We start from the raw sequence: 19,722 nt of genomic DNA on the forward strand, positions 1-19,722 counted from the left end.
CCTAGCCGACCGTGACCGATTCGATGGTCACCTCGGCAGCCGGTTCGCCGTCGTCTCCGCCGCCGTCCACCCCGGTCGCCGCGATCTTCTCAAGCACCGCAATACCTTTCGCGTCGATCCTGCCGAACACCGTGTACTGCGGTGGCAGCAGGGAACCGTTGTAGACCAGGTAGAACTGGCTGCCATTGGTGCCGAGACCCGAATTCGCCATCGCGAGTGTGCCGCGCGGGTACACCACGTCGGACTTCAGCGCCGGGTCGGTCAGCCGGTACTGATTGCTCGGATATTCGTTGGGAAAGCGGTACCCCGGCCCGCCCGTGCCGGTGGCGGTCGGGTCCCCGCACTGCAGCAGGCGTAGCTCGGGTTCGGCGGTGAGTCGGTGGCAGCGGGTGTCGTCGAAGAAACCCTGATCGGCCAGGCTGGTGAAATTGCGTACGGTGCAGGGGGATTTGGCGTTGTCGAGGTCGAGGCCGATGTCGCCGTGGTCGGTGACGATGGTGGCCGGAATCGTCGCGGGTGTGGTCGAGGTCCGCCCGTTCTGCGGCGGCCGGGCCGGCTTGGCTGCCGGTTCCGTCGTCGCGGGGTACTGGCAGTTGGAGCCCAGCGTGGCCGGCGGATCGAACGCCGGCAGCGGAACCCCCGTTGCCGGGGTCGGTTCGGCACGCGGCCTGCGGTTGGCGTTGTCGAACTCCTCGAGGGACTGCGCGAGAAGCGCCACCATCGCCACGCCGACCACCACGACGACGACCGTCGCCACGATCATCACGTAGCCGACGATCAGTCCGGCGAGGGCCAGACCGCGACCCTGCTCGCCGGTCTTCTTGATCTGCGACAGGGACATGTGGCCGAACACGACGCCGAGCGGTGCGAGCACGAAGGCGCACACCAGCGAGGCGATCGCGAGCGAGTTCGTCGGCCGCGGATGGCCGCCGCCGGCCGGGTACCCGCCGTAACCCGTTGGGTAGAGCGCACTTTCGTCGTACGGCGGCGGGCTCGGCACTGGCGTCAGTCCAGCTGGATCGTCTTCACCGTCGTGGCGAGTTTCGGCGCGCCGTCGGGACCGCCGTCGGCGACACCTTCCGCGGCGATCTTGTCGAGAGTCGCCAGACCCGTCTCGTCGATGGTGCCGAACACCGTGTACTGCGGGGGCAGCTGCGAATCCTTGTAGACGAGGAAGAACTGGCTGCCGTTGGTGCCCGGGCCGGCATTGGCCATCGCAAGTGTCCCGCGGGGATAGACCACCGGAGCGTTCAGTGCCGGGTCGTCGGGCTGGTACTGGTCGGTCGGGTACTCATTGGCGAACTGGTAGCCGGGGCCGCCGGTGCCCTCGCCGGTCGGATCCCCGCACTGCAGCACGCCGAGCGAGTCAGAGGTCGTGAGGCGGTGGCAGGGGGTGTCGTTGAAGTAGCCCTGCTGGGCGAGGCTCGCGAAGCTGTTGACCGTGCACGGCGACTTGCCGTTGTCGAGCTGCAGCCCGATATTGCCCTGATCGGTCTCCATGCTGGCGCTGACCTGGGCAGGATCGGTCGGCACCTCACCGGTGCGCGGGGCGTTGTTCGGCTTGCTGGCCGACTCGGCGGACTGCGGGTACTGGCAGTCGCTACCCAGGCCCTCGGGGGCCACGAATTCCGGCAACGCGCCGGCCTCGGCGGGAGGCGGCACGTCGAACGGCGACGACGTCTCGGTGGTCGAGGTCGAGGCAGACGCGGTCTGCGGTCCCGAATCGCGGTTGACCAGCACCACGGTCGCCACGACAGCGGCGACGACGAGCACGGCGCCCACCGCCGACCCGATGATCGTGTACTGGCGGCGCTTACGCTCCCGCTCGGCCCGGTTCTCGAGCTGACGCTCGAGCTTGCGCTTCGCTGTTTCACGCCGTTGTTCGTTCGTGGGCACGGCCGGTGTCCTCCTCGCAGTTGATCCGGTCGGCACCGAGTGTGCCAGTTGACGCTGAGCGAACGTGGCGCGACCCTCGTGAACTGGGCCGCGACCTGGGCATGGGAAGCTGGGTCGGTGTTGATCACCGGATTCCCGGCCGGCATGTTGGCGTGCAATTGCTACGTGCTGGCCCCGCGGCAGGGCGCCGACGCCATCGTCGTCGACCCCGGTCAGCGGGCCATGGGTCCGCTGCGCAAGATCCTGGACGACAACCGGCTCACCCCGGCGGCGGTGCTACTCACCCACGGCCACATCGACCACATGTGGTCGGCGCAGAAGGCCGCGGACACCTACGGCTGCCCGGTCTACATCCACCCTGCCGACCGCTACATGCTGACGGACCCGATCAAGGGATTCGGCCGTGGCTTTCTCGGCGGCCTGGCCCGCACCGCGCTGGGGGCCCTGTTCCGCGAGCCCAGACAGGTCGTAGAACTCGACCGCGACGGCGACAAGATCGAGCTGGGCGGCATCACCGTCGCCGTCGACCACACACCCGGCCACACCAAGGGCTCGGTGGTGTTCCGGGTGGAGCAGGGAACCGACCACGTCGCCTTCACCGGTGACACGCTGTTTCGTCAGACGGTCGGGCGCACCGACCTGCCCGGCGGCAGCGGACGCGACCTGCTGGAGTCGATCGTGACAAAACTGTTGGTACTCGACGACGACACCCTGGTATTACCGGGGCACGGCGAACGAACCACGATCGGCACCGAACGCCACACCAACCCCTTTCTCGAAGGTTTGACCCGTGACTGACAGTTTCAAAGCGCCCAAGGGCGTTCCCGACTATCTGCCGCCCGACTCGGCCGAATTCGTCGCCGTGCGCAGCGGGCTGCTCGACGCCGCACGCCGCGCCGGATACGGCGACATCGAGTTGCCGATCTTCGAGGACACGGCGCTGTTCGCACGCGGGGTGGGGGAGTCCACCGACGTGGTCTCCAAGGAGATGTACACGTTCGCCGATCGCGGCGAACGCTCGGTGACGCTGCGCCCCGAAGGCACCGCGGGTGTGATGCGGGCCGTGATCGAACACGGCCTCGATCGCGGCGCGCTTCCGGTCAAGCTCTGCTATGCGGGGCCGTTCTTCCGCTACGAGCGGCCGCAGGCGGGCCGCTACCGCCAGCTGCAACAGGTCGGGATCGAGGCGATCGGCGTCGACGACCCGGCGCTGGACGCCGAGGTCATCGCGGTCGCCGACGCCGGATTCCGGTCGCTGGGGCTCGACGGGTTCCGGTTGGAGATCACCTCCCTCGGCGACGACAGCTGCCGGCCGCAGTACCGCGACCTTCTGCAGGAGTTTCTGTTCACGCTGGACCTCGACGAGGACACCCGGCGCCGGGCGCAGATCAACCCGTTGCGGGTCCTCGACGACAAACGCCCGCACGTCAAAGAGATGACCGCCGACGCGCCGGTGATGCTCGACCACCTTTCCGATGCGGCCAAGCAGCATTTCGACACGGTGCTGGCCCACCTCGACGCGCTGTCGGTGCCGTACGTCATCAACCCCCGCATGGTGCGAGGTCTGGACTACTACACGAAGACGACGTTCGAGTTCGTCCACGACGGTCTCGGCGCGCAGTCCGGCATCGGCGGCGGCGGCCGCTACGACGGGCTGATGGGCCAGCTCGGCGGGCGCGACCTGTCCGGTATCGGGTTCGGGCTCGGCGTGGATCGCACCCTGCTGGCATTGCGCGCAGAGGGCAGGACGGCCGGGCAGACCGCCAGAGTCGACGTGTACGCGGTGCCGCTGGGCACTGACGCGAAGGTGCGCATGGCAGTACTGGGTGCGCAGCTGCGCGCCGCGGGAGTGCGGGTCGACGTGGCCTACGGCGACCGCAGCCTCAAGGGCGCGATGAAGGGTGCCGACCGTTCCGGTGCGACGATCGCGCTGGTGGCCGGTGACCGGGACCTGGAGGCCGGTACCGTCGGGGTGAAGAACCTGGCTACCGGCGAACAGATCGACGTCCCCGCGGATGACGTTGTCGCCGTGGTTCTTTCCCGCCTGAGCTGACAGCGGTCCGCTGCACCTAGGAAGTGCGCTTCCCAGAGTCGCCAGATCTGCGTAGTGCACTACGCACGACACACACGCCCGCCATCGCGACCGTTCTTGTCAGCCCCCCGGACCGTCGCGGGGATTCCTGACGAAAGAGGTGCACGATGGGAGCAGTCGAACGACGTCCCGGGGTGGCGGTCGGCCCGCTCGGTGACCGGATGATCGCATTCTTGCGGCGCTATCCGAAGGCCGATCAGATCTACATCACCAGTGGCAGGGACGGCGATCACGGTGCCGTCTCGCACCACTACGGTCTGCACTATCAGGGCTCGCCCACCGCCGCACTCGACATCGGTGCGGGGTCGCCGCCGGATGCCGCCCAGATGCGTGACTTCGCGAAGTGGTTGTACGACAACTATTCCGATGCATCCGTCGAGTTGATCCATTCCACGCCCTTCGCCGACGATCAGGGCTTCTACGTCAAGAACCAGGTCAAGGATCCCGGCGGAAGCATCTATGGCGGGCCGCAGGCCATCAAGCATTTCGACCACATTCACTGGGCGACGTCCGAGGCGCTGCTGAGTCACATCGAGCGCGGTGGGGAGACATCGATGGGCACGATCGCCGCGCGCAGTGCCAACGACGTCGCAGGCGTCGCCGACGTCGACCTCGTATGGGGTTGGGACGCTTCGGATCACGACTGGAAGCGCGGACCGATGAACCTCGTCGCGGCCCAGCGCGACGGCATCTCGTTCTTCGTGCACAAAGCCACCGAGGGCCGCACGTGGAAGGCCGAGCACTACCGAGAAGCGCTCGAACGGGCCCGCGGCGCGGGGATTCCCGTCCTCGGCACCTACCACTACCTCTGGCCGGACGAGATCGAGGCACAGGTGACCGAGTGGATGGACTTCGTCGACGCGCAGACTCCCTGGTGGCGCGACGTCCCCTGGATCTGGCAGATCGATGCGGAGGTTCCGAAAGAGGGTGTCCGCCCGCCCGATCCCGCGGAGATCACAGCAGCGGTGAACGCCGTCAACCGTCGGATGGCCGCACAGGGGACGCGCGGATATGTGATCGTGTACGCCCCGAACTGGGTGTACGGCGACACGCTCCCGCCCGGCTACGACCTGTGGAACAGCAACTACAACGGATCGGGAGCGCCGCGTACGTTCAAGGAGCAGTACCAGGGTGTGACCAACGCGCAGGCCGGATGGAATCCGATGTCGGGCCGCAAGCCCAGAATTCTGCAGTTCGCCTCAGACGGCCGGGTCGGCGACCAGAACACCTGTGATGTCAACAAATTCGACGGATCGCTGCACGATCTGATCCGCCTGTGCGGCCGCGACCCGGGCCGTGTGGACAACGCCCTCGTGGTCCCGGCCACCGAGAAGGTGCTGCCCTACGATCGCTCGATCCCGCTGGTACGTCAGGACACGGGCTTCTTCTGCGGTCCGGCCGCAACGCAGATCGTGCTCGACTCCCTCGGTATCAGGGTCAGCGAGCAGGAACTGGCGCCGAGGATGGGCACCGACCAGAACGGCACCGACAGTGTGCACAACATCAGACCGGTACTTGACGAACTCGTCCCGGGAGCAGGCTTCACCGCGGTCGAGATGCCCCACGACCCACCGAGTGCCGACGATCGAGAACGGTTGTGGAACAACATCGTCCGGTCGGTCGACAGTGGCCACGGGGTGGTGATGAACTGGGTGGCGCCAGTGGGCAACCACCCCCGACCCGTCAAGGGCTCGGCGGGCCCGAACTACGGCAATCGCACGGTGTTCCATTACGTCGCCTGCATGGGCTATGACAGCAACCCGGCCTTGCGCGCCCTGTGGATCGCCGACTCCGGTTTCAGCCCCTTCGGGTACTGGATCAGCTTCGATCAGGCGGCCACGCTCATCCCGCCGAAGGGCTACATCTACGCCGCTGCGGCGCAGCCGGTCGTGCCTGCGGCGGCGGAGGCGCCACCGGCGTCGCCCGCGGCGCATTCGCCTTCCGAGTCGGAGATGCTTCGCCTCGCCGTGGCGGGTGTGGATTCGGCGGGATGGCCCCTGCAGTGGCGCTACGCCTTCTCACGGTCCTCACGGGCGTTCAACGAGATCGTCGCCGACCCCGGGCGCGGACCGTGGCAGCGTGTGCAGCCCGACGGCACCACGGTGGCCGGCCACACCGATGCGTTCGAGCAGATCGTCCCCATCAGCGAGCAGATCGCCTGGCGGCACACCTTCTCCGACGGCCTGACCCGTGATCTCGCCGACGTCATGCTGGAACTGATGGAGTTCGCCATCCAGTGGCGTCGCGAAAATGGGGTACCGACAAGCGCATTCGTCGCCGCCGAAAGCAACGGTGCGCCTGCCGGCCGGCGCCGGGCGAGGAAGGCCGCGTCCCGTCCGCCCCGGAAGGCGACATCGCCGGCAGCCGAGAGCCGCCCTGCCGATCCGATCACCAACTGACCCGAGGGAGGAGATCCCATGCCTGCTGACCAAGATGTCCTCAACGGCATCAACGGCACCCTGATCGACGGCAGTCCGCGCCCCTGGGCGTGGGTGCGTGTCCGTGCCCGCACGGTGTTCGGAAACCTGCAGAAGAACAAACCGTTCACGCGCACGGTCGACGGGCGGCCGGTGGCGTCGTCGACGTCGCAACTCGACCACGACATCGGCACCAGCGAACAGGTCAGCTGGCGCTACGTGGCGAGCAACGGAATGGTGTTCGATCTCAAGGATTTCGTGCTGCTGCAGATTGAGCACTTCATCGCCAGCACCGACGAGGCAACCTTGGACGCCTACGTCGAGCGTGCCAGGCAACTGCGTCCGTACCCCGTGGGCTTCCCCGGGGATGTGCCGGGCACATGAGCGGGCTGTGGGCCCGGATCCGCGCGGCCAAGGAAGGTGTCGTCTACGCACCCGCCGGAACGTTGTTGACCGTGAACGGAACCGGTGTCCCGGACCCGTTCGGTCCCGGCTTTCCGGCGGATCTTGCCAGAGCGCTCGCCGACGCAGCCGAGGGCATGTGGAACTGGCAGCCCGTCGGTTATCCGGCGGCGACCTTCCCGATGGGGCCTTCGGTGCGCGCAGGCCGGGCCGAGCTGTGCGCCCAGATCGAGCGGCATGCCGGTCCTGTCGCCCTGAGCGGGTACAGCCAGGGCGCCCTGATCGTCGACACGGTGTGGCGCGACGACATCCTGTCCGCCGGCGGGGGGTTGCACCACCGCCTCGCCGACGTCGTGGCGATCGTGAACTACGGCGACCCGATGCGCTGCCCCGGCATCGCCAACGGCAACGCGTTCGCCGGACGACCGTTGCCGCGCGACGTCAACGGGTTCGTCTCGGGCGGAATCGCCGGACCGGGAAACCTCACGCCGGATCAGACCCCGGACTTTTTCTTGTCGTTCGCCAATGACGGCGATCTCTACGCTTGTGCACCAACGGGTGTCGATCCGTGGAACGACGAAACCGAGGTCGGGCACAACGAACGGATCATCTTCGACGTCGTCCAGGATGCGACGATCACGAGCGTGCTTGCGATCGCGACCGAGGTGGCCGAGATACTTGCCGAACCGTTCGAACAGGTGGTCCCGCTGGTGCAGGCGGTCGCCAACGGTGCCTTCTTCCTCGGGGCCGGCGTCGGCGGCCCGCACGCGCGTTACGACATCGCACCCGCTGTCCGGTTCCTCACCGAGGTGGGCGCCGACCTCCGCGTGCGCGCACTGCTCGATGCCGAGATGGCGCCGGTCCTCTGACGGTGCACAACGCGGGTCCTGGGTTCACGAGGACACCTGCGAGCACCTCGATAGGAGGCCGAGCGGTTGCGCCCTAGCTTTCACTCATCGGAGCCGGGGCCCGACAGGGAGTGGTTCACCACCATGGCGAGATGTGTGAGGCCGCCCGAGAGCGGATTGCCCCTGGCGACGACGCGCGGGCCATCGGGAGTGACGACAGACAGCTTCGCGGCTCCGAAACCCGTTGCTGTGCAACGCACCTGGGACAACTGAGCGATCATCTCGCCGTTGCCGTCGATGTAGGCGGCGCTTTCGCGGTCGAAGACGGCGAGGGGAGCCACGGTGTTCAGCGGTGTGCGTCGAGCGCGGTGCAGTGCACCGTTGGCCTTGATCATGGTCCTGAACGAGACGATGCCGATGCCGAGGAACAGCGCGCCGGTGACAAGGGATCGCGGTGTGAACTCACCCCCGGCGGCGGTGAACAGGGACACCGCGCCGAAACCTCCGAAAACCAGCGTCGAGATCGCCAGCAGCAAGACGGTGACTTCCGACGGTGTTCGACCGCGGTCGAACAGCATCACCCTGGGGCCGAGTTCGGCCACCGCGAACCTGCCGTTCTCGGCGAGGACGATCGGTTCGGGGGGTTTGTTCACCGGCACAGCATGCCCGATGACGGGGCGGCGGGTATGCCACAGCGTGAAACCTCGAGAGCAGGGAACACGACCAGCGCGGGTAGCTAGCCCACCGATCCGCCGAATGCCGCGGCGAGCGTGCATATTTGCACACGCTGGGCGGCGTGTCGGCGTGCAGACGCGCGCGCTCGCGGTGCAAAACGTCAGATTGCCATCGCGGCGCGGACGTCGGCTTCCGACGCCGAACCGCCTGTGCCGCTGGTGGTCACGCGGCCGGCCTCCAGGATGTAATACCGCTGCGACGATTCCAGCGCGAACCCGATGTGCTGCTCCACCAGAAGCACGCCGAGGTCGCCACGGTCGGTCAGCGCCGTGATCGCCTGTTCGATCTCGTGGACGACCGACGGCTGGATGCCCTCGGTCGGTTCGTCGAGGATCAGGCATTTCGGGGAGGTGATCAGCGCGCGGGCGATCGCCAGCTGCTGACGCTGACCGCCCGAGAGCAGGCCTGCGCGCCGCGTGAGCAGCTCCTTCAGCGCGGGGAACAGGTCGAGCTGTTCGTCGATCAGCGCCTTGCCGTTCTTGCGGCCGTCGGCAACGACCTGGAGGTTCTCCGCGGTCGTCAGCTGCCCGAACGACTGCTGACCCTGCGGCACGTACGCCAGGCCTCGGCCGACCCGCGCGCTGGGCCTCAGCCTGGTGATGTCGTCCCCGTCGAAGAACACCGTGCCCGACGTGCACTTCAGGAGCCCGACGGCGGCGCGCAGCAGGGTGGTCTTGCCGGCGCCGTTGTGGCCCATCACCGCGGCGACGCCGTCGGTGGGCACCTCAAGGCTTACGCCGTGAATGACCTCGCTGCGGCCGTAGCCGGTGCGGACGTCGACAAGTTGCAGCATCAGGAAGTCTCCTCGGCGAGTTCGATGCCGTCGGCCCCAGCCGCGGCGGTGCCCAGGTAGACCTCCTGGACCTTCGGATTGGCCTGCACGTCGGCCACCGAGCCTTCCGCGATCACCTGACCGCGGGCCAGCACCGTCACCGACGTCGCGAACGCGCGCATGAAGTCCATGTCGTGTTCGACGACGACGACGGTGCGTTCAGCACCGATGCGCCGCAACAGGTTTCCGGTCTCCTCACGTTCCTCGGTGCTCATTCCGGCCACCGGCTCGTCGAGCAGCAGCACGTCGGCGTTCTGCACCAGCAGCATGCCGATCTCCAGCCACTGCTTCTGCCCATGGGCGAGCACCCCTGCGGGTTTGTCGGCCAGGTGGGTCAGGCCGATCGTGTGCAGCGCCTGCTCGATCGCGGGCAGCACGCCGTTGCGCCGCCGCAGCAGCGTCCACACCGAACGGCCTGCGCCGGCCGCGATGTCGAGGTTCTGCAGCACGGTGAGCTGTTCGAACACGCTCGCGGTCTGGAAGGTGCGCCCTACACCGCGCCGGGCGATCTGGTGCACCTTCTTCCCCAGCAGTTCGACCCCTGACTTGTTGACCGAGCCCGTCGCCGGCACCAGGCCGGTGATGGCGTCGATCACGGTCGTCTTGCCCGCGCCGTTGGGGCCGATGAGGAACCGCAGATCACCTTGGAACAACGTGAGATCGACGTCGCTGACGGCCTTGAAGCCGTCGAAATCGACCGTCAGTCCCCGAACTTCGAGGTACTGCGTCCCCATGCCCACATTGCCGCCGACGGCCGGCTCCTTGCCCGCAATGCTGGCTTCGACTTCGCTCATGAGCGGGCGCCCACCTTCTCTGCGTCGGGGTCGGAGTCGGCGGCGTCCTCCGGTGGCGGCTCGGCTTTGGCCTTTCGCCTGCGTTTCAGCAGCACCGCGAGGCCCGCGAAGCCGGCGGGGAAGAACCCGACGACGACGATGAACAGCAGCCCCTGGGCATAGGTCCATTCCGACGGGAACCGTTCGGAGAACAGGGTTTGCGCCCATGCGACACCGATCGCGCCGAGCACCGGCCCCAGCAGGGTGGTGCGGCCACCGATCGCGACGCCGATGAGGAACGCGATCGACGGCAGGATGCCTACCTGGGACGGGGCGATGAACCCCACGATCGGGGCGAACAGCGCGCCCGCGATGCTCGCGAACAGCGCCGCGACCGTGTAGGCCACCACCTTGATGTTGGCGGGGTCGTAGCCGAGGAAGCGCACCCGCTCCTCACCGTCGCGGACCGCCACGAGCAGTTCGCCGTAGCGGCTCTGCATGAGCTGGCGCACCACCGCGACGACGATCAGCAGCACCGCGGCGGCGATGAAGTACAGCATCTTGCGGTTCACCGGATCGTTGAGCGCGAACCCGAAGAATGTGCGGAACCTGTTGAGACCGTTGGACCCACCCAGGCTGGTCTGACCGACCAGCAGGATCGCGAGCGCCGCCGCGAGCGCCTGCGACAGGATCGCAAAGTACGCTCCCTTGACTTTGCGTTTGAACACGCCGAGGCCCAGCGCAGCGGCGATGCCTGTCGGGATGACGATGATCGCGATGAGCGTCACCGCGGGCGATGCGAATGGCGCCCAGTAGCCGGGCAGTTCGCGCACCCCTTGGATCTGCATGAAGTCGGGCACCTCGTCGCCGCGCAGTTGCGCGTCGGCGATCTTCAAGTGCATCGCCATCATGTAGCCGCCGAGCCCGAAGAACACGCCCTGGCCCAGGACCAGCATGCCGCCCCGGCCCCAGGCCAGGCCGATGCCGACCGCCACGATCGCAAAGCACAGGAACTTGCCCAGCAGGCTGAGCCGGAAGTCCGACAGCACCGCGGGAGCGATCACGAACAGCACCAGCGCAGCGACCCCGAAACCGGCCCAGGTCTGCCAACGTCCTAGAACGGTTCTCACACGAGACTCCTTGTCCGAACGGTGAACAGACCCTGCGGACGCGCCTGCAGGAAGATCACGATGATGACGAACACGATGACCTTGGCCAGCGACGCCGTGGTGTTGTACTCGATGAACGAGTTCAGGAATCCCAGGGCGAACGCTGCGATGACGGTGCCCTTGATCTGACCGAGACCACCGACCACCACGACGAGGAACGCGTCGATCAGATAGCTCTGGCCGATCGTCGGGCTCGTCGAGCCGATCAACGTCAGCGCCACACCGGCCACGGCCGCCAGGCCGGACCCGATGAAGAAGGTGGTGATGTCGGTCTTCCGTGACGAGATGCCGCTGGTCTCAGCAAGATCGCGGTTCTGCACGACGGCACGGATGCGCCGCCCCATCGGGCTGACCTTGAGCACTGCGGCCAGCACTGCGACACAGACCACCGCCAGCACCAGGATGAAGATGCGGGTCTTCGGCACGACGGCGCCGAGGATCTCCATGCCGCCGGAGAGCCATTCGGGCGCGATGACGTTGACGGCCGGGGCGCCGAAGACGTCGCGCGCCACCTGCTGCAGGATCAGGCCGACGCCGAAGGTCACCAGCAAGGTGTCCAGGGGTCGGTGGTACATGCGCTGGATCAGCGTCACCTCCAGCAGCGCGCCCATCGCTCCGCCGATGAAGAAGCCGAGGACCAGCGAGATGATCAGCGAGACACCGGCACTCGACACGATCTGCTGCACCACGTAGGCGGTGTAGCAGCCGGCCATGATGAACTCGCCGTGCGCCATGTTGATGACGCCCATCTGGCCGAAGGTCAGTGACAGTCCCAGTGCGGCCAGCAACAGGATCGAGCCGAGGCTCAATCCTGTTGCCAGCTGTCCGATGACGACATCCATACGTGATCAACCGGACAGGCCGGCGGCCCACGGGTACGACTTCAGGAACGGATCCGGCTCGATGGGGCCGGGCGATTCCCAGATCGTGTAGATCAGTCCGTCGGGACGGATCTCACCGATTCGTGCGGTCTTGGTGATGTGGTGGTTTTCGCCGTCGATGGTGACCAGACCCTCCGGAGCGTCGAAGGTGACGCCGTCGGCGTTGTCCTGAATCGCCTTGACGTCGAACGACTGCGCCTTCTCGACGGTGTTCTTCCACAGGTACACCGAGACGTACGCGGCTTCCATCGGATCCGAGGTCGGCTTGTCCGCACCGAACTTGGCCTTGTAGGCCTGGACGAATTCGTTGTTCACCGGGGTGTCGATGGTCTGGTAGTAGTTCCACGCCGTCAGCTGGTTGGTGATGTTCTGGACACCGATGCCCCCGACCTCTTCCTCGGCGATCGACACCGAGACCACCGGCATGTCCTGGGGTGTCAGGCCGACGTTCTTGTACTCACGGAAGAACGCCACATTCGAGTCGCCGTTGAGGGTGTTGAACACCGCGTCGGCGTCGGCGGAACGCACTTTGTTGACGATCGTGGAGAAGTCGGTGCTGCCGAGAGGCGTGTAGTCCTCACCCTTGATCTCGATGCCGTTGGCCTCCGCGTAGGCCTTGATGATGCGGTTGGCGGTCTGCGGGAACACGTAGTCGCTGCCCACCAGGTAGAGGGACTTGACGCCCTTCTCCTTCAGGTAGTCCAGCGCGGGCACGATCTGCTGGTTGGTGGTCGCGCCGGTGTAGAAGATGTTGGGGGAGGACTCGAGGCCCTCGTACTGCACGGGGTAGTAGAGCAACGAGTTGGCGCTCTCGAACACCGGCAGCATCGCCTTGCGGCTCGACGAGGTCCACCCGCCGAAGACCGCGGCGACGCAGTCGCTGCTGATCAGCTTCTCGGCCTTCTCGGCGAACACGGTGGGTTCCGACGCGCCGTCTTCGCCGACGAGCTGGATCTGCTTGCCCATCACGCCGCCCGAGGCGTTGATCTGCTCCACCGCCAGATCGATGGCGTTGCGGACCGTGACCTCGGAGATCGCCATGGTGCCCGACAGCGAGTTCAGAGCGCCGACCTTGATGGTTTCGCCGGAGGTGTCCACGCACGACTCTGCATTTGCTGAATCGGTCTCGGTAGCCTTGCTGCCGCAGCCGGCGAGCAGCAGACTGGCGACAGCCACCACGCTTCCTGCTGTCAGCGCTGATCTGTTGAACGGGTGGCGTCGGGCGTGTTGCATGAACGGCCTTTCTGGCAGTCGGCAGCGCTCATCCGCTGATGAGGAGCCGAGTGGAGAGACTTCTGAACGACGAAGTTCCGACACCGCCCCGGTGTCGAATCGGGACGTTAGAGCGCCTGTGTTTCTGCCAAATGTCTGTGTGTGACAGCCGCGTTAACCTGTTGCCAGAAATGGCAGTTGGTTTGCCGTTCACCAAGCGGGCGACGGTGAAAACGGCACGGTCGTAACAATCCGGTAGCGTCCGGCGATGTGACCAACATGCGATCAGCTTTGCGAAGCACTTCAGCCAAAGTAGGAGCGGCGGTCGGGGCGTCACTGTTGGCGGCGTCCACGTCGGTGATGGTCGGTGCGCCTACGGCGGGCGCGCAGCCCGCGGGTCATCAGGTCCGGTACACGCTCGTCTCGGGCGGCGCCTACCAGTTCGACCTCTTCTACCTGACGAGCCAGCCGCCGAGCCTGGAGGCCTTCAACGCCGACGCCTACGCGTTCGCCAAGCGCGAGAAGGTCAATCTGGCCCCGGGTGTGCCGTGGGTGTTCGAGACCACGCTGGAGGACCCGAACTGGGCCATCCTCCAGGTGAGCAGCACCACCAAGGGCGGCCAGGCGGCTCCGAACGCGCATTGCGACATCGCCGTCGACGGGGCGGTCCTCACCGAGCACAACGACCCGTACAACGTGCGCTGCCAGCTCGGCAACTGGTGACCTAGAGGCGGGTCAGTCCCGTCAGGGCGGTCGGGAGCTCGTCTCGATGGAGCACGCCGAGGCGCTGGGTGGCACGCGTCAGGGCGACGTACAGGTCGGCCGCCCCGCGAAACCCCTCGGCGAGAATGCGTTCCGGATACACCACGAGCACCGCGTCGAACTCGAGGCCCTTGGTCGCCGTGGGCGGGACCGTGCCCGGCACCCCTGGCGGCCCGATGACGATGCTGGTGCCGTCTCGGCCGCCTTCCGTGCGCACGAATTCCTCGACGGCCACGGGCAATTCGTCATCGCTGACCTGCCGCGCCCACGGAGCGACACCGGTGGACCGCACTGATTCCGGTGGCGATACCGTGGGTGCGAATTCCCTCAGCACCGCGGCTGCGACGGCCATGATCTCCGAGGGCGTGCGGTAGTTCACCGTCAGTGTCCGGTACATCCAGCGGTCGGCCACATAGGGTTTGAGCATCGCATCCCACGAGGTCGCGCCCGCCGGCGAGCGACGCTGCGCGAGATCTCCGACCGTGGTGAACGACCGGCTCGGGCAGCGCCGCATCAGCACCCTCCAGTCCATCTCGGAGAGTTCCTGTGCCTCGTCGACGACCACGTGCCCGTACGTCCAATCCCGGTCGGCGGCAGCCCGTTCGGCGAGTTCGCGGGTGTCACGCTCCAGGAATCGCTCCGCGAGATCCTCGGCGGCGATCACATCCTGGGCCATCAGCCGGTCCTCGTCGTCCATCATGTCCTCGCGCCCGATCATCAGATCGAGTACGCCCGCTGCGTAGGCGGCCTCCTCCACCCGTTCGCGTTCCGCGGCTTCCTCGCCGGACTTGTCCCGCCCCAGCAGGTCGACCAGTTCGTCGAGCAGGGGCACGTCCGACAAGGTCCACGCAGCACCGTCCGCGCGATACAGCGCCGGATCCGCACTCGCCGCGCGGAGTCGGTCAGGTGATGAATACAGTTCGGCTAGAAGGGTTTCCGGCGTCAGGACGGGCCAGAGCCGATCGAGCGCGGCCTTGAACGCGGCGTGGTCCTCGAGCTCGTCGATCAGGTCGGCGCGCAGGTGTTCCCACGCGGCCTTGTCTTCGCGGGTGAGCCACCCTCGGCCGATCTTGGCGATCGCCCGCTCGGTGAGCGCCCAGGTGATGACGTCGACGAACGTCGTGCGGGCGTCGTTGTGCGGTTGATCGGTGGCGCGTGCCTCCTGGACGGCCCACTGGGCGATGTCGGCGCCGATGCTCACCGACACGTCGGACAGGTCGATCGGCAGCGGATCCTCCGGGACGCGCTGCCGGTCGGCGACCGCGGCTGCGAGCACGTCGAGGATGGCGAGCGATCCCTTGAGCTGCGCCGCCTTCGGGGTGTCGGCGTCGGTGACATGCAGGCCGGGGTGGAGGTCGCCGACTGTCAGGAACACCACGTTGGTTTCGCCGAGCGACGGCAGCACCCGGCCGATGTGACGGAGGAACGCCGCGTTCGGACCGACGACCAGCACGCCGTGGCTCTCCATGCGTTTGCGCTGTGTGTACAGCAGGTAGGCGACGCGGTGCAGGGCGACGACGGTCTTACCGGTGCCGGGGCCGCCCTCGATGACCAGCACGCCGGGATGATCGAGGCGGATGATCGCGTCCTGCTCCGCCTGGATGGTGGCGACGATGTCGCGCATCCCTTCGCCGCGCGGGGCGTTGACCGCTGCCAGCAGAGCCACATCGCTGGAACTGCCGCGCTGGCCGTCGGTCTCGTCGGAGCCCGGCCGGCCGAACACCTCGTCGGTGAAGTCGATGACGCGGCGTCCGATGCTGCGGAACTGCCTGCGCCTGCGCATGTTCTCCGGATGGGCGCCCGTCGCCACGTAGAACGCACGGGCCGCGGGCGCACGCCAGTCGATGAGCAGCGGCTCGTACTCGTTCTGCTCGTCGAGCACGCCGATGCGGCCGATGTAGATCCGTTCGCCGTCGACGCTGTCGAGGCGGCCGAAGCAAAGGCCGGCATCGGCAATGTTGAGCCGGTCCATCCGGGCGGCCGCCGCGCGCACTTCGGCGTCCCGGTCCACCATGGTGCCGCCGTCCTGGGCGTCGACGGGGGCGCCGAGCGCGGCGGCATATCTGGCTTTCACGCGCTCGCGCTCGGCGTCGAGCCGTTCGTACAGGCCTTCGACATATCTGCGTTCCGACAGCAGCTCGGCGTCGTAGTTCGTCGGTGATTTCTGAGTTGACATGTGCCCCTTTGGATATTGCGCAACGGCTGCGATTTTACAGCGGGTCGCTTGACAGCATGTCGAACATATGTTCGCATAGCTTATGCGCTGGGCAGGCCAAGGCATCGACGTCGACGACGGCGCGCTGCCCGGGCTGCAGCGTATCGGCTTGATCCGGAGCGTCCGGACCCCGCAGTTCGAAGGAATCACGTTCCACGAGGTGCTCTGCAAGTCGGCGCTGAACAAGATTCCCGCCGCGTCGATGCTCCCGTTCAAGTACACCGTAAACGGCTACCGCGGTTGCTCACACGCGTGCCGGTACTGCTTCGCCCGGCCCACACACGAATATCTCGATTTCGACGCCGGCCGGGACTTCGACAGCGAAGTGGTCGTCAAGACGAACGTCGCCGACGTCCTTCGGCGTGAACTGCACAAGCCGTCGTGGACGCGGGAAACCGTTGCGCTGGGCACGAATACGGACCCCTATCAACGCGCCGAGGGTCGCTACGCGCTGATGCCCGGCATCATCGGCGCCCTCGCCGATTCCGGGACGCCGTTCTCCATCCTGACCAAGGGCACGATGCTGCGCCGGGACCTTCCGCTGCTCACCGAGGTGGGCCGCCGGGTCGACGTCAGCGTCGCCGTATCGCTGGCGGTGGGAGATCCGGAGCTTCACGGCCGGGTCGAACCGGGAACGCCGTCGCCCCAGGCGCGGCTGGGTTTGATCGCCGCGATCCGCGAAGCGGGCCTGGACTGCCACGTCATGGTCGCGCCGGTGCTGCCGCGGCTCACCGACTCCGTCGAGCATCTCGACGACCTACTGGGGCGAATTGCCGCCGCGGGGGCAACCAGCGTCACGGTGTTCAGGCTGCACCTGCGGGGCAGTACCCGCGGCTGGTTCATGGACTGGCTGGCAAGCGCGTATCCCCATCTCGTCGGCGAGTACCGCAACCTGTACCGACGGGGCGCCTACCTGCCTGCGGACTACCGGGCGATGCTGGCCCAACGTGCGGCGCCGCTGATCGCCAAGCACGGGCTGACCCGTGACGGTCGGTCCTTCCGAGGGGCGCCGGCAGCGCCGCCGGCTGCCGCCCAGTCGGTTCAACCGGCGCTGTTCTAAGGCGCGTTCAGCTCTTGTTGCGCTTGACCTGATTGAACGGCACACCGCGGTCGGCTGCCGCCTCACGCGGGAACCCGAGGATGCGTTCACCGATGACGTTGCGTGCCATCTCGGAGCTGCCGCCGCCGAGAGAGCCGGTCTGCCGGGACAGATACCGCACACCGATCTCGGCGAATTCGGTGCGGTCCGGGGCATCCTCGAAACCTTCGTCGATGACGCCCGCGGTGCCGGCGATGGCCAGCGCCGTGTCGACTTCGAGTTCCGTGGTCTCGGCGTGGAACAGGCGGATCAACGTGCCCGCGTTCGGCGGCAGTGAGCCGTCGGCGATCGCATGGAACACGTGGTCGATCAGCTGTTCTTTGACGATCCGGTGCGTCAGCGCGCGGCCGGCGAGATCCTGGACGCGCGGATCGTCGCCCTGACCCGTGGCCTCGGCAAGCCCGACGTGATCGGGCGGCATCTCGTTGGCGTTCTCCGCGGCCGTGCCGCTGGCGAACTCCGATCCGCCGCCCACCGCGCGGCGTTCGTGGTGCAGCTGACGGGTGGCGACCTCCCACCCCTTGTTCACCTCGCCGACGACGGCGTCTTCGCCGAGCTCGAGGCCGTCGAAGAACTCCTCGCAGAATTCTTCGTTGCCGTTGACCTCCTTGATGCGGCGCATAGTGATGCCGGGGGAGTTCAACGGCACGAGGAACATCGTCAGGCCTTCGTGCTTGGGCACGGTCCAGTCGGTGCGCGCCAGCAGCAGACCGTAGTCACCGGCGAATGCGCTCGTGCTCCAGGTCTTGGCGCCGTTGATTATCCACTTGCCGTCCTGGTGGTCGGCGCGGGTGATGACACCCGCGAGGTCGGAGCCGCCGCTGGGTTCGCTGAGCAGCTGGACCAGGATCTCGTCACCGCGAATCGCGGCCGAGATGCGGTCCCGCTTCTGGGCTTCGCTTCCCACGTCGAGGATGGTCGCCGCGCAGATCGTGAAGGTCGGCACATTCAGGATCAACGGCATCTCGTAGCGGCGGCATTCTGCGTTGAACGCACGCTGGTAGGCATGGTCGAGGCCCAGTCCGCCGTATTCGCGCGGGAAGCAGATGCCGGCGAATCCGCCTTCGTACAGGCGCTTCTGGAGCTCCTTGGCGCGATCCCAGGACGCCTGCTCGGCGCGCACCGAGAACGGTGGATGGTCGGGATCGATGGCGGGCATGTTCTCGGCCAGCCAGGCGCGTGCGCGGGCGGCGAAATCGGCGACCGACTCGGTCGCCCTGGTGGCGGTGACGGTGTCGGTCATGCCGGAACCTCTGCCTTCCTGCTCAGCTGATAGACGACGCGGTGGTGATCTTCCGGTGAGCCGAAGACGGCCCGGTACAACGCCACCCGCCGCAGGTAAAGGTGCAGATCGTGTTCCCACGTGACACCGATGCCACCGTGCAACTGAACGCAGTCCTGCAACATCACCGGGGCACGTTCGGCCACATAGGCTTTGGCGACACTGACCAGTTTCTCGGCGTCGGCGGAGCGTTGGGCGACCGCCGCAACCGCTGCCGCCGTGGTGCCGCGGCACGCCTCGAACCACATCTTCATGTCCGCCGCGCGGTGTTTGAGGGCTTGGTAGGACGCCAGCGGGCGGCCGAAGCTGTGACGGTCCGAGAGCCACTGGTTGGTCATCGCGAGCACCGAGTCGAGAATTCCGACGATCTCGGCGCACTGCAGGATCAGGGCGATCTGACGCTGACGTTCGACGATCGCCGCGGTCTGTTCGGCGGTTCCCACCGCCGCGGCCTCGGCGACCTGCACCCCGTCGAATCGCACACGCGCGTAACGCTTCACCATGTCGACGGACTTCTGCGCCGTCACGGTGACTCCCGGTGTGTCCGTCGGCACCAGGAACTGGCGCAGCGCACCGTCGCACGTGGCGGTGACGAGCACCGCGTCCGCGTCGGCGCCGGCTTCCACGCGATCCTTGACACCGTCGATCCGATACCCGGAATCGGTTCGGGTGGCCGTGGTTTCGGCCATCAGCGGGGCGAACGGGCGTTTGGGCTCGTATACGGCCCACGCGGCGATCAGCTCACCGGAGATGAGGCCCTCGATGGACTCTTCGTGACCGGCCGGTGCCTCGGCGAGTCCGGCGAGCACCACGCTGACCGGATGCAGGGGACCGGGTGCGACGGTGTGGCCGATCTGCTCGGCGACGAGGGCGAGGTCTGCGACCCCGTCTCCCGAGACGCTGCCACCTCCGAGTTCCTCCGGTACGAGCAGGCTGGTCCACCCCAGTTCCGCTGCCCGCTGCCACCAGTCGCGCTGGAACGACACCTCGGAGGCGTGCAGCCCCCGGACGTGGGTGAGCGAGCCCTGTTTCTCCAGGAACGTCTGGGTGGTCGAGGCGAACAGCAGCTGTTCGGGGTTTACCGCGTCGGTCATGCGAATTGTTCTG

Annotated in this window: 18 protein-coding genes; 7 read left to right on the forward strand and 11 right to left on the reverse strand. The window is 67.1% G+C overall.

Annotated features, from left to right (window positions below; all coding sequences use genetic code 11):
- Nucleotide 1: 1 nt before the first annotated feature.
- Together ACAG24_RS17305 and ACAG24_RS17310 are read right to left on the reverse strand one after the other, a co-directional pair.
- Entirely contained in the window at nt 2-1,000 is a 999-nt protein-coding gene (locus ACAG24_RS17305; protein ID WP_370473912.1) for a peptidylprolyl isomerase, read from the reverse strand.
- 5 nt (nt 1,001-1,005) lie between these two features.
- Entirely contained in the window at nt 1,006-1,896 is an 891-nt protein-coding gene (locus ACAG24_RS17310; protein ID WP_370473913.1) for a peptidylprolyl isomerase, read from the reverse strand.
- Between the two features lie 117 nt (nt 1,897-2,013).
- On the opposite strand from ACAG24_RS17310, the gene ACAG24_RS17315 reads away from it, so the two are divergent.
- The 5 genes from ACAG24_RS17315 to ACAG24_RS17335 all read left to right on the forward strand — a co-directional run bounded on the left by ACAG24_RS17315 (nt 2,014) and on the right by ACAG24_RS17335 (nt 7,676).
- Nucleotides 2,014-2,694, forward strand: coding sequence for an MBL fold metallo-hydrolase (locus ACAG24_RS17315; RefSeq protein ID WP_370473914.1), 681 nt, complete (start codon nt 2,014-2,016; stop codon nt 2,692-2,694).
- A complete protein-coding gene (gene hisS, locus ACAG24_RS17320) occupies nt 2,687-3,949 on the forward strand; it encodes a histidine--tRNA ligase (RefSeq protein WP_370473915.1) in 1,263 nt (420 codons plus the stop codon). Before ACAG24_RS17315 ends, hisS begins: the two co-directional genes overlap by 8 nt.
- A 146-nt stretch (nt 3,950-4,095) precedes the next feature.
- On the forward strand, nt 4,096-6,387 hold the full coding sequence (locus tag ACAG24_RS17325; RefSeq protein WP_370473916.1) for a GH25 family lysozyme: 2,292 nt from the start codon (nt 4,096-4,098) through the stop codon (nt 6,385-6,387).
- An 18-nt stretch (nt 6,388-6,405) separates the two neighbouring features.
- Entirely contained in the window at nt 6,406-6,789 is a 384-nt protein-coding gene (locus ACAG24_RS17330; protein WP_370473917.1) for a hypothetical protein, read from the forward strand.
- Nucleotides 6,786-7,676, forward strand: coding sequence for a hypothetical protein (locus ACAG24_RS17335; protein WP_370473918.1), 891 nt, complete (start codon nt 6,786-6,788; stop codon nt 7,674-7,676). The genes ACAG24_RS17330 and ACAG24_RS17335 overlap by 4 nt, the downstream gene beginning before the upstream one ends.
- An 80-nt stretch (nt 7,677-7,756) precedes the next feature.
- Here ACAG24_RS17335 and ACAG24_RS17340 read toward each other — a convergent pair whose 3' ends face one another.
- The 6 genes from ACAG24_RS17340 to urtA form a co-directional block, all read right to left on the reverse strand.
- Complete coding sequence (locus ACAG24_RS17340; RefSeq protein WP_370473919.1) at nt 7,757-8,308, reverse strand: hypothetical protein; 552 nt, start codon at nt 8,306-8,308, stop codon at nt 7,757-7,759.
- Between the two features lie 182 nt (nt 8,309-8,490).
- A complete protein-coding gene (urtE, locus tag ACAG24_RS17345; RefSeq protein ID WP_370473920.1) occupies nt 8,491-9,183 on the reverse strand; it encodes an urea ABC transporter ATP-binding subunit UrtE in 693 nt (230 codons plus the stop codon).
- Nucleotides 9,183-10,016, reverse strand: a complete 834-nt coding sequence (urtD, locus tag ACAG24_RS17350) for an urea ABC transporter ATP-binding protein UrtD (protein WP_370473921.1) — start codon at nt 10,014-10,016, stop codon at nt 9,183-9,185. The genes urtE and urtD overlap by 1 nt, the downstream gene beginning before the upstream one ends.
- Entirely contained in the window at nt 10,013-11,125 is a 1,113-nt protein-coding gene (gene urtC / locus ACAG24_RS17355; RefSeq protein WP_370473922.1) for an urea ABC transporter permease subunit UrtC, read from the reverse strand. The genes urtD and urtC overlap by 4 nt, the downstream gene beginning before the upstream one ends.
- Complete coding sequence (gene urtB / locus ACAG24_RS17360; RefSeq protein WP_370473923.1) at nt 11,122-12,006, reverse strand: urea ABC transporter permease subunit UrtB; 885 nt, start codon at nt 12,004-12,006, stop codon at nt 11,122-11,124. Before urtB ends, urtC begins: the two co-directional genes overlap by 4 nt.
- Nucleotides 12,007-12,012: 6 nt before the next feature.
- On the reverse strand, nt 12,013-13,278 hold the full coding sequence (gene urtA, locus ACAG24_RS17365; protein ID WP_370473924.1) for an urea ABC transporter substrate-binding protein: 1,266 nt from the start codon (nt 13,276-13,278) through the stop codon (nt 12,013-12,015).
- Nucleotides 13,279-13,536: 258 nt separating this feature from the next.
- Here urtA and ACAG24_RS17370 point away from each other — a divergent pair, with 258 nt between their 5' ends.
- Nucleotides 13,537-13,980, forward strand: coding sequence for an Rv2576c family protein (locus tag ACAG24_RS17370; RefSeq protein WP_370473925.1), 444 nt, complete (start codon nt 13,537-13,539; stop codon nt 13,978-13,980).
- Nucleotide 13,981: 1 nt separating this feature from the next.
- Here ACAG24_RS17370 and helR read toward each other — a convergent pair whose 3' ends face one another.
- The gene (gene helR, locus ACAG24_RS17375; RefSeq protein ID WP_370473926.1) at nt 13,982-16,195 is read right to left on the reverse strand and encodes an RNA polymerase recycling motor ATPase HelR; all 2,214 of its coding nucleotides are present in this window, start codon (nt 16,193-16,195) and stop codon (nt 13,982-13,984) included.
- An 82-nt stretch (nt 16,196-16,277) separates the two neighbouring features.
- Here helR and ACAG24_RS17380 point away from each other — a divergent pair, with 82 nt between their 5' ends.
- On the forward strand, nt 16,278-17,294 hold the full coding sequence (locus ACAG24_RS17380) for an Rv2578c family radical SAM protein (protein ID WP_370473927.1): 1,017 nt from the start codon (nt 16,278-16,280) through the stop codon (nt 17,292-17,294).
- Between the two features lie 7 nt (nt 17,295-17,301).
- Here ACAG24_RS17380 and ACAG24_RS17385 read toward each other — a convergent pair whose 3' ends face one another.
- Together ACAG24_RS17385 and ACAG24_RS17390 are read right to left on the reverse strand one after the other, a co-directional pair.
- The gene (locus ACAG24_RS17385; RefSeq protein ID WP_370473928.1) at nt 17,302-18,576 is read right to left on the reverse strand and encodes an acyl-CoA dehydrogenase family protein; all 1,275 of its coding nucleotides are present in this window, start codon (nt 18,574-18,576) and stop codon (nt 17,302-17,304) included.
- On the reverse strand, nt 18,573-19,709 hold the full coding sequence (locus tag ACAG24_RS17390) for an acyl-CoA dehydrogenase family protein (protein ID WP_370473929.1): 1,137 nt from the start codon (nt 19,707-19,709) through the stop codon (nt 18,573-18,575). The genes ACAG24_RS17385 and ACAG24_RS17390 overlap by 4 nt, the downstream gene beginning before the upstream one ends.
- Between the last annotated feature and the right edge of the window lie 13 nt (nt 19,710-19,722).

Origin of the sequence: Mycobacterium bulgaricum (genome assembly GCF_041287165.2) — a bacterium.
GTDB classification, from domain to species: Bacteria; Actinomycetota; Actinomycetes; order Mycobacteriales; family Mycobacteriaceae; genus Mycobacterium; species Mycobacterium bulgaricum.

Excerpts from the sequence above, each read along its gene's own strand:
- ACAG24_RS17330 (WP_370473917.1), top strand. The coding sequence starts at position 6,406 with ATGCCTGCTGACCAAGATGTCCTCAACGGCATCAACGGCACCCTGATC.
- ACAG24_RS17370 (WP_370473925.1), top strand. The coding sequence starts at position 13,537 with ATGCGATCAGCTTTGCGAAGCACTTCAGCCAAAGTAGGAGCGGCGGTC.
- ACAG24_RS17335 (WP_370473918.1), top strand. The coding sequence starts at position 6,786 with ATGAGCGGGCTGTGGGCCCGGATCCGCGCGGCCAAGGAAGGTGTCGTC.
- ACAG24_RS17380 (WP_370473927.1), top strand. The coding sequence starts at position 16,278 with ATGCGCTGGGCAGGCCAAGGCATCGACGTCGACGACGGCGCGCTGCCC.
- urtB (WP_370473923.1), bottom strand. The coding sequence starts at position 12,006 with ATGGATGTCGTCATCGGACAGCTGGCAACAGGATTGAGCCTCGGCTCG.
- ACAG24_RS17325 (WP_370473916.1), top strand. The coding sequence starts at position 4,096 with ATGGGAGCAGTCGAACGACGTCCCGGGGTGGCGGTCGGCCCGCTCGGT.
- urtE (WP_370473920.1), bottom strand. The coding sequence starts at position 9,183 with ATGCTGCAACTTGTCGACGTCCGCACCGGCTACGGCCGCAGCGAGGTC.
- urtD (WP_370473921.1), bottom strand. The coding sequence starts at position 10,016 with ATGAGCGAAGTCGAAGCCAGCATTGCGGGCAAGGAGCCGGCCGTCGGC.
- helR (WP_370473926.1), bottom strand. The coding sequence starts at position 16,195 with ATGTCAACTCAGAAATCACCGACGAACTACGACGCCGAGCTGCTGTCG.
- urtA (WP_370473924.1), bottom strand. The coding sequence starts at position 13,278 with ATGCAACACGCCCGACGCCACCCGTTCAACAGATCAGCGCTGACAGCA.
- ACAG24_RS17385 (WP_370473928.1), bottom strand. The coding sequence starts at position 18,576 with ATGACCGACACCGTCACCGCCACCAGGGCGACCGAGTCGGTCGCCGAT.
- ACAG24_RS17390 (WP_370473929.1), bottom strand. The coding sequence starts at position 19,709 with ATGACCGACGCGGTAAACCCCGAACAGCTGCTGTTCGCCTCGACCACC.